This window comes from Methanomethylovorans sp. (assembly GCF_041447285.1).
Classification (GTDB): Archaea; Halobacteriota; Methanosarcinia; order Methanosarcinales; family Methanosarcinaceae; genus Methanomethylovorans.
On the sequence record NZ_JBGMEB010000013.1, the window covers coordinates 1 to 15885 of the forward strand.

13 protein-coding genes and 1 pseudogene are annotated in these 15885 nt (G+C 38.9%); 7 read left to right on the plus strand and 7 right to left on the minus strand.

The features are described from left to right. Positions 1-325: 325 nt before the first annotated feature. Complete coding sequence (locus ACC612_RS08435) at positions 326-724, minus strand: DUF1699 family protein (RefSeq protein ID WP_371854091.1); 399 nt, start codon at positions 722-724, stop codon at positions 326-328. A 287-nt stretch (positions 725-1011) separates the two neighbouring features. On the opposite strand from ACC612_RS08435, the gene ACC612_RS08440 reads away from it, so the two are divergent. The 3 genes from ACC612_RS08440 (at position 1012) to ACC612_RS08450 (ending at position 2405) form a co-directional block, all read left to right on the plus strand. Further along, entirely contained in the window at positions 1012-1539 is a 528-nt protein-coding gene (locus tag ACC612_RS08440) for a hypothetical protein (RefSeq protein WP_371854092.1), read from the plus strand. Positions 1540-2056: 517 nt separating this feature from the next. After that, positions 2057-2221 (plus strand): hypothetical protein, encoded by a 165-nt coding sequence (locus tag ACC612_RS08445; RefSeq protein WP_371854093.1) that lies wholly within the window; start codon positions 2057-2059, stop codon positions 2219-2221. Between the two features lies 1 nt (position 2222). After that, on the plus strand, positions 2223-2405 hold the full coding sequence (locus ACC612_RS08450; RefSeq protein WP_371854094.1) for a hypothetical protein: 183 nt from the start codon (positions 2223-2225) through the stop codon (positions 2403-2405). Positions 2406-2843: 438 nt separating this feature from the next. Here the strand turns inward: ACC612_RS08450 and ACC612_RS08455 are convergent, their stop codons facing one another. From ACC612_RS08455 to ACC612_RS08470, 4 genes and pseudogenes are all read right to left on the minus strand, one after another. Further along, positions 2844-3014 (minus strand): hypothetical protein, encoded by a 171-nt coding sequence (locus ACC612_RS08455; protein ID WP_371854095.1) that lies wholly within the window; start codon positions 3012-3014, stop codon positions 2844-2846. 235 nt (positions 3015-3249) lie between these two features. Next, positions 3250-4551, minus strand: a pseudogene (locus ACC612_RS08460) (APC family permease). Positions 4552-4553: 2 nt separating this feature from the next. Then, positions 4554-5852, minus strand: a complete 1299-nt coding sequence (locus ACC612_RS08465; protein WP_371854096.1) for an APC family permease — start codon at positions 5850-5852, stop codon at positions 4554-4556. 381 nt (positions 5853-6233) lie between these two features. Continuing rightward, positions 6234-7661, minus strand: a complete 1428-nt coding sequence (locus ACC612_RS08470; protein WP_371854097.1) for an ATP-binding protein — start codon at positions 7659-7661, stop codon at positions 6234-6236. Positions 7662-8098: 437 nt separating this feature from the next. Here ACC612_RS08470 and ACC612_RS08475 point away from each other — a divergent pair, with 437 nt between their 5' ends. The 4 genes from ACC612_RS08475 to ACC612_RS08490 all read left to right on the plus strand — a co-directional run bounded on the left by ACC612_RS08475 (position 8099) and on the right by ACC612_RS08490 (position 10818). Further along, the gene (locus ACC612_RS08475; protein ID WP_371854098.1) at positions 8099-8965 is read left to right on the plus strand and encodes a UDP-2,3-diacylglucosamine diphosphatase; all 867 of its coding nucleotides are present in this window, start codon (positions 8099-8101) and stop codon (positions 8963-8965) included. 491 nt (positions 8966-9456) lie between these two features. Continuing rightward, on the plus strand, positions 9457-9648 hold the full coding sequence (locus tag ACC612_RS08480) for a hypothetical protein (RefSeq protein ID WP_371854099.1): 192 nt from the start codon (positions 9457-9459) through the stop codon (positions 9646-9648). 27 nt (positions 9649-9675) lie between these two features. Further along, positions 9676-9939, plus strand: coding sequence for a hypothetical protein (locus ACC612_RS08485; protein ID WP_371854100.1), 264 nt, complete (start codon positions 9676-9678; stop codon positions 9937-9939). 738 nt (positions 9940-10677) lie between these two features. Next, entirely contained in the window at positions 10678-10818 is a 141-nt protein-coding gene (locus tag ACC612_RS08490) for a hypothetical protein (protein WP_371854101.1), read from the plus strand. Positions 10819-11331: 513 nt separating this feature from the next. Here ACC612_RS08490 and ACC612_RS08495 read toward each other — a convergent pair. After that, entirely contained in the window at positions 11332-12504 is a 1173-nt protein-coding gene (locus ACC612_RS08495) for a helix-turn-helix domain-containing protein (RefSeq protein ID WP_371854102.1), read from the minus strand. A 362-nt stretch (positions 12505-12866) separates the two neighbouring features. Continuing rightward, positions 12867-15701 carry a DUF3458 domain-containing protein gene (locus tag ACC612_RS08500; protein WP_371854103.1) on the minus strand — a complete coding sequence of 945 codons (2835 nt, stop codon included), beginning with the start codon at positions 15699-15701 and terminating at the stop codon, positions 12867-12869. Positions 15702-15885 lie beyond the last annotated feature (184 nt).

Here is a 15885-nt window from a genome sequence, read left to right on the forward strand (position 1 = left end):
TTATCAACTATTGGTACTTACTGAATTGCAAAATAAAGTTAAACTCAGGAATTCGTTTGGAAGGCTATTCTAAAAAAGTACATCAAATTAGAATAGAAATCTAAGGAGCTAATTTGATGGCCTCTATAACTTAATTGTGTGCGGTATAATAAATACTATGTTGTGATATAATAATCATATACGAGCTGTTCGCCAGGGAGTTTTCAGGTAAACTTTTGGTAGGTAGATAAATAAGAAGCAGGTACATTATTAAATAAGCCAGACTCCCACTAAAGAAATCACATTAATAGAAAAAAGTCGATCAATTGTGATCGACCTTGTAGAATCAGTTGCTCTTCATAAGGAATGCAATGAAATCTGGACTGAGCCGGGTTTCCCTTATCATTTTCTCGGCGATATCTTCATCGTGCATTCCGTTTAGTCGGTACTGTTTTAGACGGTCATACACGCTTTGAGATACCTCCGAATACTCATTAATATCTTTGCGATGCCCCCATACATCGCCTTCCAGCAGTTCTACACCTTGCATTTGAAGGAACATCTTTGCAGAGGTGGAGATAGTTCTCTTGTAGGAATTTGGAATATGTAGTGCTTTAACATGCGGACACTTCTGTATAAGTGAAAAGATATCTGTGTTGGATGGCCTGAATGCCATGTGGACAATCTCTTCATTAGGATTTACTGTCTCAATCTCCTCTTTGGAACTTATTACTCTAATTTTCATCTTTTTATCCTCGATTTGTCCTATGAATTGTAAAATAGTTTGTATGTAAAACAATTTACAATTAATCAGGAAACTTGATTCTAAATATATTATATAAAGTTTACCATATAAAATATAAAGGGTTAAATAATTGTAGATGTCAGTCCTTAACTTTGCAACTTGAAAATAAGTAGGAATTACCTTGTCGTTTTATGCTAAAATAACACGATTTTGCCTTATTTCCTGGGAGTTCCCCCTGTAATACAGGACTAAAAAAGCTAAATATCTTGCTGTTTTATTAAAACAACATGTTACAAAAAGAGCCTATCTTAGTTAATGGAACTCGCGTATTGGGACCATTTGAGAGCGATTTACTAAGATCATCTATTCCTAAGAATTATCTGCAAACTATATATGATGTGTGCCTGTGGTCAGGGATGAGATACGTAGAGGTTCAGAGGTTCTATGATCATCCTGAATGGTGGATGACTTCACGTAAGTGCATACACTTACCAGAGGAAGCACAAAAGAAGGTCAAAAGGAAACAGTTAGAGAGGTATGTTCATCCGATACCTGCACAGCTTGAAAGTGTGTTAAGTTACTTCCATGATAACCCTAAACCTCCGTCTTTACAGGCATGGAACCAAAACCTTGCAAGGTGGTCTGAGAAATCTGGCCTCAACTCCTTTAGGAATAAGTGCAAAAAGCACCCGGAAAAGCATAGAGAGCTGGATGATCTCTGCAGGAGTACCATTACATGTGGTATGTTTACGCCAAGGACACGACAGCTTAACATCTATGCAGCATTACCAAGGCCTGCCATTCACCGAGGATGAGCAGGGAGAGATCCGCAGGAGATTAGCCGGGTGGATTTAGTTTGATTGTATAATGAAATTATAAATTCACGATACAAAAGTATTCATAAAAGCTGATGAGAAGTATTATTCGAGGCATTGCAAGTATCTCCAAAGTGTTCTTCGGACGAGAGGTAGGGCGGAGACCTGTTTCAAACACATTATTTATATAAAATCAATGCGACTCATGTTATAACTTTTATATTACTCTAATTTTATTTTCTACACCATTGAATTTAATAACCTTTATATATGGGTTTCAGTCATACTTTTAAATAGGATTTCTCTTTTGCGCAAATCAGCGGATTGGGAACTGGAGTATTTCCAGTAAAGTAAGTGGGACACGTAATTTGCATTTTTGTTGGGGAAATCCATTTACAAAGAGTGAGGACTCAGAACTCTGCAACAAGTAACGCCTCCGTTTGTGAGATAAAGAGAAGGACGAGTAGTAATATCCTTCTTTTATCTCATCGAGTAAGATATTGTAGGGGACATCACCATGGGATTGTTGAAAAGATGTCCACAATGCTATGCTAAATTACATAACAATGAAAAGGACATGCAGGTCTGCAAAGTATGTGGATATTGGACTAAAAAGGGTACTGTAATACTTGAGCCACTACTGATAGGCGATTCAATAGTACTAACTGAGTGGGAGGAATAAAATGAGTGCCATTTTAGTGAAGAGCTGTACTAATTGCAAAGGTGCACTGAAGAAACAAAGAATTGGGTTGAATATTCTATACTATTGTCCAAAATGTGGTACCATTACTACTGCTAATGAATATGAGTATAGTGTTTCAAAGTACGGGTATACACGGCAAAAGCAGTCGCTATGGATTCTGTAGACATATGAATGTATAGAAGGATATGTCTTGTGTCTACCTTTGCAGTGACTTTCAGAACTTAAATGACGTATAACATAATGCGTGGAGAGGAAATGAGACAGGCTTTGTATAGTGTTTTAGTACTACACTTCTGAATGCTGTAAGCTTGTAAACCCATTTTCCTCTCCCCTCTGTGGAAGAGAAGGATTTAGACCCCAACGAAAATAGGTTTGATGAGTCGTGTACAAATGTTGTAAGTGTCGGAATTTCATAGAAGTGACGCTGAGTGGGGTTATGTAACATGACTTCTTTCTAATCCATTAATTACCCTATGGTGAAAGGCAAATTTAAATTACAACTATAACCTTGGCGTGCTTGTCAAGGTTACCTTGGAATAATCAGAATTTCCACAAAAATATTTTCAATTTAAAAATTTGCTTGGGCAATATGCCCCAAAGCTCATTCTTCTGATTTCTTTTTAGGTGAACTGAGTGTTCTGCCTTTGTCTTCGATGTCCCCCAGACCTTCAAGGGTTTTACCTTCGTCCTTGATGCCTCCAAGACCTTCAAGGTTTTTACCTTTGTCTTCGATGTCTCCAAGACCTTCAAGAGTTTCACTTTTGCCCTCCACAACTATCTCCCCCTTCTTATTTCTAGTATGATACTATTTATTTGACCATACCATACATATATGAACCTCCACTTTATTTAATAATTAAGCTATATATAAATTTTCATCTATATTGGCAGTTATAATTCCTAAAAATACTGTAAGCTTTTATGTATGTTACCTATTCAAGCTTCTCTATCTATTACGAGATTATTTGTTTAGGGATATTGTCCCTTATTCCAAATTATAAGGCCTATTAGTTATGGATTTTCTTTATCTGCCGACCTGTAGTTTTTCTGTAAATTGCTTCGATGACAAATGCCGAAACAACCATAGAAACTAATATGAAAAGATCCTTTGGCGAACTGGTTAATGTGTACCAGATTAATGCTAACAGTGCAATAAAACAGACCATTACCCCCGCTATTGAAATCCACCTGTAGCTTGCGGTCTTTTTACAGAGATGTGCATTTGAAATATTTACAGCTCCAAAAATCAGTAAAAAACCGGCACTTCCCATTATTGAAATACTTGACAGATCAAACAGATTTGCCACGACGAGGGTAAAGGCAGAAGTGATCAACAAGCCTTCAATCGGGCGATTCCATATTTTTTTATCCAGCAGTTCGGGCAGCTCTCCATCTTTAGCAATGATATAACTCACACGTGAAGCACCATATAAGGTCGCGTTAATAGCTGAAGTTGTCGAGAGAAGGGCTGCAACTGCAATAAGGTTGAAACCAAGCTTACCCAAAAAAGGTTGTGCTGCCACAGCGAGAGCATAATCCTTAGCCTGTACGATGGTATCTATTGGAACACTTGCAACTGTTACGTATGCTATCAAAACATAGAGTACGATGACAAAGAGAACAGCAGAATAATAGGCCCTTGGAAGTGTTTTCTCTGGTTTTTTGATATCTTTTGCCGTGTTTGCAATAAGTTCGAATCCCTCATATGCCAGAAAGATTATCATCCCCCCGGCCACAAGTTGAAGGGGAGTTGAACCCAACGATAGCTGGATAGGCTGCTGTCTGATACTCCACATTCCTCCTCAGATGAAAATCATAAGGATAGCAACCTTGAATGCAACTATCCATTCCTCCGATTTTCCGACCAGTTTTGCACCAAAGATATTTACCAAGGTCAGCAACACAACAATTCCACTGATCAGAATGTGTCTTGAAACGGATTGTATGGATTGCGGGAAGAATGTTGAACCATAGCTTCCAAAGGCATAGGCATAAAGGGAGAGCATTACAATATAACTTAACCACAAGAGGACATTCAACCCTCCGGTAATCAGACCCGAACCAAAGGCCTGGTTCAGGAATTCCACTGTGCCACCTTCCGAAGGATAGCGTACAGATAGTTTTGCATAGGAGTATGATGTTATGAGTGCAATCAGCCCGGCAAGTGCAAATGCAATAGGTGTTTCACCCTGTCCAAGCTCAACAGCAAGCCCGAGAACTGCAAAAATACCTCCGCCTACCATACCTCCTATACCTATTGAAACTGCAGAAAGATAACCAATTGGTCGCTCAGAAGCGTTGCCTCCCATAATTAGTCCTCATCTGTTCTTGTCTTTAATACCCTTCTTGAATATTTTCTGTAGATCCCTTCCACTATAAAGCAGAATATAAGGACCAGTGTGAACACTATCAGTGTTGTTACTGAGTTAAGTATTTCATAATATATCAGTATCCAGAAAAATAGTATGCTGCTGAGAAGAGATGCCCATATAAGAGAACGCTTTGCACCTGTCTTTTCGGATAAGCGCAGATGAGCAGCATTGACAGCTATATATATTACCAATAGAGAAGCACTGGCCAGCATACCAATCTCTGCTAGGTTCACTAGATTTGTGCATAGAATGACTAGCCCGGAAGTGATGAATAAGCCTTCACTACTTCTTTTCCAGACTTTCCTCTCAAATAGTTCAGGTAATTCACCTTCTTTGGCGATGAGATAACTTACATTTGCACCGCCGTAAAGAGATGCATTGATAGCTGAGGATGTTGAGAAAAGAGCAGCAAGTGCCATTATCTGGAATCCAGCATTACCTAAGAACGGTTTTGCAGCTGCTGCAAGGGCATAGTCCTTAGCAGCGGATATATCAGATAGAGACAGGTTTCCGATAACTGAAAGACTCACAAGGACATAAATGCATATTACGATCAGCACACTCAGATACAGGGCTCTGGGAAGGTTCTTCTCTGGATTTTCCATGTCCTCTGCAGCATTGGTTATTAGTCCAAATCCTTGGTATGCAAGAAAAACGATTCCTGCTCCAAACAGGATATTCGAAGTCGCGGGGAAATGTGTGACTGACAGGTTCACACTATTGATAAACAGCAGACCTGAAACTGCAAAAAGCAGCAAGATCCCTACTTTTACTGAAACGATAAATACTTCCGATCTGCCTACAGCTTTTGCGCCTATGAAATTGATGGCTGTAAAAATTACAATTATTGCCGTGGCAAATACGTTTGACCAGATTAGAGCGGAACCTGCTGGCATAAAGGTCATTGCATAAAAGGAAAATCCTTTTGCGTAAAGTGCAAGTCCGAATACATAACTGCTCCAGAGAAGCAGGTTCAACCCGCCACTTAATATGCCATCACCAAAGCCCTGAATTATAAACTCCACAGGCCCGCCTGCAGAAGGATATCTTACCCCGAGCTTTGCATAAGAATAAGTGCTTAACAGAGCAATAGCCCCTGCAATGATGAAAGATACATAGACAGCGTTACCTGATATTTGAGTGGCTGTACCGAATATTGAAAATATTCCTGCACCTACCATGGCACCAACACCAATCGAAGTGGCGGACCACAATCCTATTGATTTTTTCTCCATCATCTGAATCCCATTGTTTTTTTTATGACCTGTTATAAGAATCAATCCCTTCGATAACAAGCCACAAATAGATCTCAACAAAGAGAAATTTCCCTAACATACTACCACTGGTTCATGGTGTAAGTTATATTCATTCTACAAACCGGGCAGATAGCAGTTTATAGGGATGATGGATATGTATTGCGTCTATTTAATGTGATGAACACAAAAGTTCTCTATAGAATTCACAGCATGGCATCTTTCCTGTATACAATTCTATTAAAAAACCTTTTTAATAATAAGATGCAAGTTTTCATATCAGACCTTAGAGGGATTGAAACGACATTTGTTAGATGTTTGGATGTGGTGATATTGAAAGTTAAAGCTTGAATAGATACCCACTCCTTATTCACCTCCGGTTGAAAGATAATCCTCCAATGTCAGCAACAAAACATTCTCTTCTCTGGCAATCTCATGCATCCTTTTCGTGAAACCGGATCTGCTGATAAGGGCAAAATGCTCGTTCCTCTCCAAGAGCCATTTTACATGAGCAGCTTTTTCCTTAAGGCTGAAGTAAATATCAGCATCCGTTTTCTGTTTCTGCCATTTGCATTCGCAGAAAAGAATGCTCTTTGAATCCTGGTCAAGAGCCACTATATCTATTTCATAGTCGTTTTTCCCTTTTGGCATATTAAGGATCTTACCCCACTGCCTGCCTATGGATTTGAACCTGAATGGAAGCTTATCCTGCAAGTTGAGATACATGAGCATTTCTTTCCCCACCTGCTCAAAAGTCTCTCCCAGGTAGCGGTCATAGCTCTTATCAAGGTCTTCTATTACAGATGATGCATCACCTGCCTCAATGGAATCCCTGTGAACCAGTACATATCGGAACCAGAAGCGTAAGAAAGGATCATCTATTGAATAAATGGTCTTACGGGTGGACAACTTCTCTGCCACTGGATGTTCTTTCCTCACAAATCCAAGCTTCATGAGTGTATCAAGATAATAAGATAGGTCCTTAGTTTCCAAAAATGCTCCTGCAGCAATTTCTCCTGCCCTTGTTGCACCCTTGGAAATGGAATAGAGGATATTCATGTAGGTAGCAGGTTCTCTTAGTTCCTCACGAAGAAGAAAATCACCTTCAGCATAGAGCACAGCCTCTTTGGAGAATATTGAATGCTCCACATTCTCGTAAAAGCTTTTATCCGGGTCAAAGAACCTGAGATAAAATGGAATACCGCCAGTTGCTCCATATATCCGCATAAGCTCGTCTGCTTCAAAGCCCAGGAAAAAACCCTTCATATGTTGTATAAGCAGGGGCATGACTTGCATCTGTCCTGTTCTCCTACCATACAATGGGCTGGAATGAGCAAGTGTTGTTTTTTCCATCATGGAAATAGAAGAACCACAGAGTATCAGGTGGAAAAGCCCACCTTTTAGAATTTCATCAACTATAAGCTGGAACACCGATGGTATAGATTCATCTACCTGTGCCAGATAAGAAAACTCATCGATAACTATGACAAGTTTCTGATCAGCTTTCCATTGCTTTCGGATATACTCGAACATCTCGTCAAAAGAGTCAACAGCAGGCTCAATATCACCGAACAGGCTTGAAGCCCTTTTCCTGAATCTGAGAGCATTGGACTGCGTACCCCTCATATCCGCCAGGAAATAGATATGTGGCTTGTCCTGTACGAAATGCTGAATCAGTTCTGTCTTTCCAACCCGCCTGCGACCATAGATCACCGTGAAAGAGAAAATTCCGGAACTGTATTCCTTGTTCAAATATTCAAGCTCTTGAGTTCGGTTAATGAAATTACGGAACATATTAATTATGATTTAGTTTAGTATTATTTATAGGTTCTGGAAATGCAAGGGTTTGGTTTTTGCATAATCGAAGTTATTTTCAATGCTTTTGTAGCCTCTCTACTTGCTTCTATATGAAACTGCAGAAACTCCTGTCATATCTGAAGAATTGCTCAACTATAACCCTTTTGAAGCTCTTGAACTTTTGTTTGTGGATATTAGTTACTTGTTTTAAATGCAATTTATGTTATGGGTATTGCCGCCTGCCTCATCAAATATAATAGATTCGCCTTTCTACAAAGGGTACATAATGATAATTATAGGCCATTATAGCATCCTTGATGCGGTAAAATTAATGTACAAGATTTGGAAACATAGTGCAGATTGTATATGTCGAATATTGCCACGATGGTTTCTGGTCGTTTTATGAAAAACACTTTAAATCATGGGATATAAACATGAGCCTGCTAGATTCTGTTCATGCAGCGGGATCTAAAGAGGATGAATTAATGTCAATCGTAGCTGTCTCAGATGTGCATTTGGGCATGAAGGGATCAAAAGAAAAGGAATTTACAGACTTCATAGAATACTTGACGGACAGGAAGATCGAACACCTTGTACTTCTGGGTGACATACTAGAAACATGGAGAGGAGATTTCAATAAAGTTATAATAGAATTTTCGGCGACTTTAGGAACTTTGAACAAGATGCTGGAGAACACACAGATTCATTATATTGCAGGAAACCATGATTTCTACCTTTTTCGCCTTAATGGGCTTTTAAAAAATGACTTATTCCCCTTTAAAGTGGAAAAACATGTGGTTATTAGGAGCAAGGAACAGGAGTTCTTTTTCTTCCACGGATACCAGTTAGAAGTGCTATGTAACCCTTTTTATAAATCAATGAAAACATATGAGGCATTCTGCGAGCACATGTGCCTTGCCGGAGATAATGCAGGTCATACTGCTGAAAAACTATGGGAACAACTCCTGTCAAAACGCTCTTTCTTGGATAGCCTTAAGATGTTCCCAAGTGAACCTAAGTCTGCACTCATGTCCCTGAGACAGCCACCTGAAATGAGGATCAGGAACTACCAGAAATATAAAATCTTTAGACCTATCAGAGAACTTGCCGGCGCAGAGACAAGACATTTCCTGTTACCCATACATCCTGAACAGTACCTTATATACGGACATACCCATGAGGCATACGTAGATGACGAAAAAAAGGTTGCAAATACAGGTAGCTGGGGTTTTGGAGAAGAAAAGAAATGCGAGTATATAGAGATAGTTGATGATAAGGTAAGTCTTAAAGAGTTCAATTAAGAGTTCTGTAGAAATCCACCGTATTAAAGTTATAAGATATATAATTATTAAAAAATGCCTTCGCCTATACTGGACTTCTATCAAGGGGCTCTAGTTAGCCCCTTTGTTTATCCCAGTATAGATATAATCAGCAAGCATATTAAAAGCCGTCTTGTTTTGAAGAACTGCTGCAAGTAAGATCATCTCTCTTGAAGAATAGATACCTTTCTAAACTGTTACTGCTTTTTATGTTTCTCTTACAAGGCATATTGTCTGTTGAATATCTTAGCCTTTTAAAGGCAGTTCAGATTGTTATATCAACCAATCTACCCATGAACTGGTATCTTTTGATTTCCCTTTTGTCATTTATCTGTCTGCAATTTCATTTCATGTAAATATTAATATATTATTACTCATATATTGTCATATGCTAGTATTTCAGTGGTTTGACACAATCGTTCTGAACAGTACGCCCAAATTATCGTTAGGCCACTGAGATGTTGTTTCACGGAATGGACAAAAACGGAGGTGAGATAAATGGTAGCAAAAGATCAGAAGAAGGCAGGGTCCAAGAAGCCAGTACAGGCAGAAGCATCCTACCACACATATCCATCAACTGGATCATCAAAGAGGAAGTAAATGTGAACACAGCTATTAAGAGGGAGGGATCTTCCCTACCTTCTTATTCTGATGAAGATCTTTAAACTAACACCTAGATTGCAGGTGACAACATGACAAATGTTATTCTGGAAAACGTATTTAGAAAAGAGAACGTCGGATTCACAGGACTTCTTACCATAGTGCTAGTCATCCTGAAGGTTATGGAACACCTGGAAATATCATGGTTGTGGGTGTTTGCACCATTATGGTTACCTGTTGCAGTTGTCCTTAGTTTAATTCTGATTATTGTAGCTCTGATTATAGTAGCGCTCTTCTTAGCTGTACTGGCTTACGTTGCTGTGAATGCTGTAAAGATTGCTTATCGTCTTGCATAAAGGGCATAAATTGCTATAACTACAAGAGAGATGGATCAAGCAGAGTGAGATTGCCGATTTGCCAGTCATATTTTCATCATTGAACACAAGAATATTCCCAGTTAGAGAATGCTTGTCGTATATTGTATTCTGAACTGGCCAGCTATCTTATTTCATTCGTCTATTTTCTTTACAATAAATTAATATAATATGGCGCTTATATAAATTGTAACTACCATTCAAGTGGCTTAACATGATCACCATTTAGTCCCTCCTTTACTAAGTTAAGCCACTTCACTCCGCTTTTCTGATTAAGTTATATGTGGTAACTAGAGAAGGTAGACAGGACATTTCCTTAAACTTTCTTTTATATAAATAGATGATTGTTTTATATCTTTATACTGCTTATTATATCGTGTAGCATTCTGCTACAGGTGAAAAACGAAATGTCTGTTATGGATAGGACTTACTCTGAGAGGCGTGTACAGTTTTCGAAAACTAGAGGATACGACCCTCATTACAGTGAGACATTCATAAAAGACGATAGGAAAGAGAGGAACTAAACAATTGCATGTAAAAGAATATCTTAGTTTCACATTAGGATATTCCATAGTTCTTTCTAATGTTCCTCCCTTCTTTGCAAGTTCAAAACTACAGTTCTTGCTTCAAAAATGATGGACATGGGCAGGAGCTAGTTTCATCCCCTGCAACATAGAGCTGTAATGATTAGAAAGGTGTCCCGGGTAGATTGTTTGAAGGATGTCAGCATTGAGAAGGGACGAGGGTGGAGAAGGTGCAGTGATGATCATGCTGACATCCTGGGAAGTGTTGGATTTCTCCTCTCCTATGGATAAGACCCCACTTATCGGTTGGATTGCAATTAATACTAGGAATGTATGATACTTAACAAGATCTGATTTTGATTTTCATAAATATTCACAATCTACAGCCTCTCTGCAACTCATGAGGTACAACAAGATTTGCAGAACACATGTGAATTGTAGTGTAGGTTGTGACTTTTCTATATGTGAGAAGATGGAAACAACAAATAACAACCTGCTTTCCTATTGTGGGGCCGCAGCGGGGAAGTAGCAGCCACTCTACTATAGGCTGTGGACTGATAGCGGGAGTGTTTCTTTATGGATCTCGGAAGAAGAGAAGGGGGCGTTGCAGAGGGGGCGATGGCGGCTGATCAAACCTAAAATCGAAAAAAAGAAAAATTAAAGGATCGGATTAAATAGTCGCTAACATTTGGATATATACAAAACTTGCAATTATGAGTAGACCTATAGATCCAATAATTTCACTTAAATTCATTCTAGAGTCACCTCCAATAATTTATACTAACTCCCAATACTATATAAAAATTATCGATATATATAGATTAAAGCAAAAATATAAGTTGTAAAAATACTAGAATAACGATTTTTTAAACATAATTTCACCATTTTCTTCAACTAGATAACGGGAACGCCAGAGACCATAATGGCTGCTTAATTCATCTAGCATACTTTTGCCTATTTTTGAGCAGTCCTCATCTAAATTCCAAGAATCCCATTCTCTTTCCACAAAGATGTTTTCAGACAAACATACTTTATCATCTTCATGGAATTGAGGAGGTATGTAAACAATTGAATTCTTAGAATCATATACCTTTAATATTATCTTAACTCTTCCAGCGAAATCTAATTCTGTGTATACCTTATTCGCAAATCTAATAGTTTGTAACAATCTAATAGATAAATGATAGTCATCCATTATTTTCTTGTTATCAGCTACAGCGATTTTTCCAAATTGTTCTCTATAATAAATTAATCCATTTCTATGTATTTCTACACAACTGTCTCTATAATTAGATATCCATCTAATTCCATATTTTGAGGGAACAGATTGACCATATAGATATGGGCTGGTTTTATCAGGTTCGAATCTTACATCATTCACTTTGAAATCAAATTTCTTAATATTAGAGGGGTCGATTAGTATTTCATTTACCCTTAACGGGGTTATAATAATATGAGTATCCATCAAATATTGCGAATTTTCTGACAATATACTTCTATTGAATGATATGGTCTCGTCGATATATGATGAAAGTTTTCCCGCTCCAAAAAATCGTTCAAGATAAAGACCTTCTATCTCATGTTCATCCATTTCTTTTGCCTCAAAATTGTATCGTTTATGGAATTTACCAGATACATTGTTATAATATGGGCGATTTTGACCTTCTGGAATCCGAATTAGTAATACTATTTTTTCAGGTTCATTTGTAGGGATTTTTTTTATTTGCACGTTTATTCGAGGCTGTACATTGCCATTTATAAGGTGTTCTAACTGTTCTACATTACAGGTTTTGTCGCTTATTCCAATTATAGAAAATGGATAACCATCTTGATCACTTTCTTTAACGCCAAATATTAAAAATCCACCACTAGTATTTGAAAATGCTGCTACTTCTTTTAGAAATGATTTCGGATCTATGAGCTGCTCTTTATATTCCAGTATTCCAGATTCACCAATCTGATCAGCCATCAGCTTTTGAATGTCTGAGAAATCAATATCATTGAAATTTTTCTTGAATAACATATATATCACATCGTAGTTACAAGTAATAAATCTATCATTAAAATTGCTATCAAAGTCCAAACATTAAAAAATCATATCTATCAAATAAATACTCTATTTGAATAAGAAAATAATAGGATTTGCAAAAATGACCGAAATAATCGATTCTTCGTTATCATACCAATAACTCAAATAAAATAAAAAAAGAAAAATATAATGTAGATATGTTTTGTGGAGATTGCTTTCAATCTAACTTTTACCTTCTTGCTGAAGTTCGTTGCTTGCCAATATTGGCATTTACTGAACTGTGAACTGAAATAAAACTCACTGACCCTCTTGGTCAATGTCCTGAAAAAAGAGAAGGAGCTGAATTGATCAGCTCTTCAACCCAGGTTTATTTTTCCATTGATGGCTTCATATCTTTTCACAGCTTTCGGAGTATTCAGCAATATCTTCCTGATCCTGTTGTACACGCTCGGTGTGCGCTCCGGATCAAGCCTGTCCAGGAAAACAACCATCATCTCCACCAGAGGAATGTGATATTCCTCTTCCATCCTGTCAATGTTGGCAAGCACATTGAGTATGCTCACCGTACTGTACTCATTGACCTCTGCCAGCTTCAAAACTATTTCTGTAAGCAACTTCCGTCCCTTTTCGGTTTGCAGAGATCTCTTGCGGTTCGATGCAAAACTTCCGTAAAGAGCCCTCTGATCATTCGCCTGCTCTATCCTGAAAGCTCCGGAGCTTTCGACCTGTCTTACCAAATCGAATACATCATTGCAGCTAATGCTTCCTATCACCCTCAGGAAAGCCTCCCAGCTTACCGGATGTTTTTCTGCCTGCTTCTGGAAAGCCTGCATAACCAGAATCCTGTCAGGTGCCGAGCTATTAAGGTAATAACTGAAAGCACTCAATTTATCCGTGGCGTTCTGGGCTGTCTCGAACTGCTCCCTGATAAGATCGTGTACACTGGGAGTATCAAGGGTCGCAAGAACAGAAAGGCATCTGTTCTTTACCTGGCGGTCTTTGATCGCATGAACCTGCTCGCTCACGTAATCAGTATTCTTGCATTCTTTCTTGTCATTGTAGAGCCGATAGAGAGATACAAGTGAATCTTCATGCCTGCTTGCCACTGCTTTGAGCAGTTTTTGCTTGATCTCATATAGCAGCTGGTACCTGTGTGCAAGCTTCTCATCTTCTACTGATTCAAATATCGTCAAAAACTGAGCCCCAGCCTCTGACATCAGGCCATGGTCCCGGATAAGTTCATGATAGAGATCTGTGAACTCTTCAGAGGGAACACTATCAGTATCTCCGATCAGTTTAATTTTCTCCATATCCACGATCTTGTAGAATGCAATGAACCGGTTTATCAGGTCCTTGTCCTTTCTGACCTGCAGGACAAGTTCATCAATATCCACATCCTGAACTACTTTGCCAAAAAAGGAATAGCCCCGGTTCAGGGATAAAAAAGCAGGTTTTTCCACATCAGTGAAAACTATCTTTTTCTCTTTGCCTTTCATCAGCTCTGTAACTTCGGCAAGATCATTCCCTTCCTTGTCTGCAAGAGCTATACGGAATGGGAATTCCCAGAACTTTCCACCCTCAGGAACTTCCTGTTCCAGGGATAATGTGAACGTTCTTTCATTTTCATTATAGGCAGACTTCACATGGACCACCGGGAACTGTGTCTGTTTTAACCATGTCCGTGCCATTTCTTTTAGGTCCTTCCCGGAAACCTCTTCCATCACTTCTATCCATTGCCAGCTCGAGGCATTCGAGTGTTTATATCTGGAAAAATAGACGTTCAGAGCCCTGGCAAATGTTTCTTTCCCGATCAGGGTCTCTATCATGCTTACAAATTCCGGAGCCTTTACATAGGTCACTGAAGTGATAAGATCATCAGGATCATTGAAACCGTCAGGAATGATGGGCATGGAAGCTGCTCCTCTGTCAAGGGCAAAGGTCCCAAAGCCCGGGGCCAGAAGCTCGAGGACTTCTCCAAGACGGCTGTACCCTTCTCCTATATGATATGCATGATACATCCTCTCTATGTGAACAGTAACCGCCTCGTTAAGCCATAACTCAAAAGGACTTTTCCCGGTTACCTCGGAACCGTTCAGGTTGTGGTAAAATTCATGGACCTTTACCCTGATCATATACTCAAAAGCACCGTCTGTCATTTGAGGGAAGGGCATTATGCGGTTGGTGGTAATGGTCGTATTTCCTACATTTTCCATACCGCCAAAATTGGAATTCTGCATACCGATTTCTCTGTAAACGGTACCTGTATACCTGTATCCCGTCTGAATCGATCCGACTGCTTTCTTCAGAGCTGCACGTATCTTCTTGAGCTGTTCATCAGCACCAGGCAGCTTAGCCTTAAGCAGGTCCCTTTCCTTTACCATAGTCATGATCTCTTGGCGCTTTTCAGACTGAGCGTATATCTCAGGACTACCTGTAAAAAGATGTATCCACATTATAGAATCGTAGAGAACATCAAGAGCTCTCTGGGCTATCAAGGGATCAGAACCCGGAGGTACCAGTAGTTCCAAATCGAAGGTATGTCCATCCGGATATTCGAATTCCCTTTTAAAAGTGTCATAGGTGCCCACGCCAAGGAAAAAGAGATAGGGAGCCATAGGGGTAATTGAGTTATCATATACGATCCTGTCCCTCCCATTCCCGACTGAATGCCTTGTTTCTTTAATGTCACCGTTGGTTATGAGGTTGGTATATCGCTCATCGGCAATGATGGTCGTAGTGTAAGTGCATTTGGCCGTCATATCGTCAATGCACGGCACGATCCTCTGGAATCCCCATTGCTGACATTGGGTGATCTGCTGTGGTGGTGCGCCTGCAGGAGTTTCGTCATAATAGAGACCTTCAAGTATGTTCTTAGTAGGTCTGCAAATTGTCTGAGTAGTGATAAGGATCTCAGTGTTCTGAGGTACTGTCTGCCCGAATTTGATCAACAGGATACTATCTTTTTTTCTGTATTCATGATCAATATCATAATCCCTGCAACTTACTGACATGATCTCAAGGTTCTTGCAATTAAGCTCAACTTCATTGATGGGATTGTCAATGGTTCTTAATTTGAGATGAGATGTCACCTTTGTATGATCATCGAACATATCGAAAAGAAGATCCATATGTACAACTTTTACAGTTAATTCTCCAAAATCTTCCGGATAATATTTGTATATTCTCTTCATCCTATCGCCTCTGATAATAAAATTATGACATAATCTGCTTTCATATATTCATTTTTAGGCTCTGTAGAAAACCTACTTTAGATTTTATTTTCACCTAATAATTTAAAAAGGATAAGTCCCCTGAGTATTACTTCCTACAGAAAACACAAAGGGGATGATTGTGTTTTGTCTAATAAGTACTTAA